A 1,774-nucleotide genomic window follows, 5' to 3' on the forward strand; every position below is an offset into this window, starting at 1 on the left:
CGCGGCGGGGAACTGCGGCCGGCCCGGGACTGCGCGCGGAATCAGCTCCGCGGCGCAGCAGCGGCGGGGGTCGCTTGCGCGGCACGGACCTCCGTGCTCGGCAGGAAGGCGGTGAGGATCGCCGAGAGGAGGAACGGAACGGCGCAGATCAGGATCGCGGTCTGCAGGCTGTAGGCGGTGGCGATGCCGCCCAGGATGAACGGCGCGAAGGCGGAGACGCCGCGGCCGACATTGAAGCAGAAGCCCGAGCCGGTGGTGCGCACGCGGGTCGGGAACAGCTCGCCGTAATACGAGCCCATCAGGCCGACGAAGGCCATGAAGAACGCGTAGGCCGGGCCCATCCACAGGAGCGTCGCCGGGTTCTCGGTGAGCGCGTAGACGGCCAGCATGACGGCCGAGCCGGCCAGCGAGAGCACCAGCGCGTTACGCTTGCCGATGAAGTCGGCGATCCAGCCGAACGCGTTGTAGCCGAGGAACATGCCGACGCTGAGGATGGTCATGAACATGCCCATGTCGGCGACAGAGAGGCCGCGCTCCTTGACCAGATAGGTCGGCAGCCAGGTGGTCGGGCCCCAATAGGCGGTCAGCGCGAAGGCGGAGACCAGCGTCGCCAGGATGGTGTTGCGCGCCATGCCGCCGGTGAAGATCTCCTTCACCGAGACCTTCTCGGCCTTGGTACCCTCGCCGCGCATCCGCGCGTCGCGCTGCTGCTTCCAGGCCTCCGACTCGGGGACGAAGAAGTACACGTAGACGGCGACGATCAAGGCGACGCCGGCGGTGAGGAACAGCGCACGCCAGCCCCACAGCGGAATGATCTTGCCGGCGAAGAACGAGGCGAGGCCGACGCCGACCGGGAACGAGCTCATCACGAAGGCGGCGGCGCGGCCGCGCTGGGCCGCCGGCCAGGTCTCGGCGATGTAGGCGGCGATGACGCCCCACAGTCCGCCGAGGCCGAGGCCCGCGAGGAACCGCAGGATCAGGATCTCGGTCCAGGTGCTGGCGAAGGCGATCACCATGGTGAGCAGGCTGAAGCTGATCAGCGACCACAGCATCGCCTTGCGGCGCCCGTAATTGTCCGAGTACCAGCCCATCACGATGCTGGAGATGCCGACGCCGATCAGCGTCGCGGTGGCGAGCAGGCCGGCCTCCGAGCGGGTGAGGCCGAGGTCGTTCATGATCGGCTGGAACGCCATGGCCAGCAGCACGAGGTCCATGGCGTCGAACGTGTAGGCCGCGAATCCTCCGCCGAGGACGCGCCATTTGGTCGTGTCTTTGTTCATGCGTAACCCCCAGGTGTTCGGTGTCCGCGGGCGGCGCCCGGGCGGGCGCGCCGGCCCTCTCCCGGCCGGCCGCAAGCGGGCCGGCCCCGGACAGGCCGGCGGGAGGCCCCCGCCGCAGCGATCCGCGGTTCTCGTGTTCAGCACCGTCAAGCTAGACTGTACGTACGTACAGTGCATCGGGAAAAGCACGAAGTCGACCCGCGACGGCGGCGCGGAGGGGCTGCGAAAACCGCAGAGCGGAGGGCGGAAGGTGACCGGACAGGGCGGGAAGCGAGTCCGTCGCCGGCTCGCCCACAGCCGCTGTCGACGAAGCCTCTCCGTCGTCATTCTGCGCGAAGGCGAGGGGTTTGCAGAATTGGTCATTCCGGGGCGCGCCAAAGGCGCGAACGCGGACTCCAGCGCCGGACACGGCATTCCCGGCTGGATTCCGGGTCCGGCGCTGCGCGCCGTCCCGGAATGACCAATCATGCAAAGCCCGCCTCGTGGAGAGGATG

General features: G+C 69.0%; 1 protein-coding gene. It reads right to left on the reverse strand.

The window, feature by feature from the left end:
* Positions 1–41: 41 nt before the first annotated feature.
* Positions 42–1,280 carry an MFS transporter gene (locus CH341_RS31085; protein WP_111423529.1) on the reverse strand — a complete coding sequence of 413 codons (1,239 nt, stop codon included), beginning with the start codon at positions 1,278–1,280 and terminating at the stop codon, positions 42–44.
* Between the last annotated feature and the right edge of the window lie 494 nt (positions 1,281–1,774).

This window comes from Rhodoplanes roseus, from assembly GCF_003258865.1.
GTDB lineage: Bacteria > Pseudomonadota > Alphaproteobacteria > Rhizobiales > Xanthobacteraceae > Rhodoplanes > Rhodoplanes roseus.

Bases quoted from the DNA above. Each gene is read 5' to 3' on its own strand.
- CH341_RS31085 (WP_111423529.1), bottom strand. From the start codon at position 1,280: ATGAACAAAGACACGACCAAATGGCGCGTCCTCGGCGGAGGATTCGCG.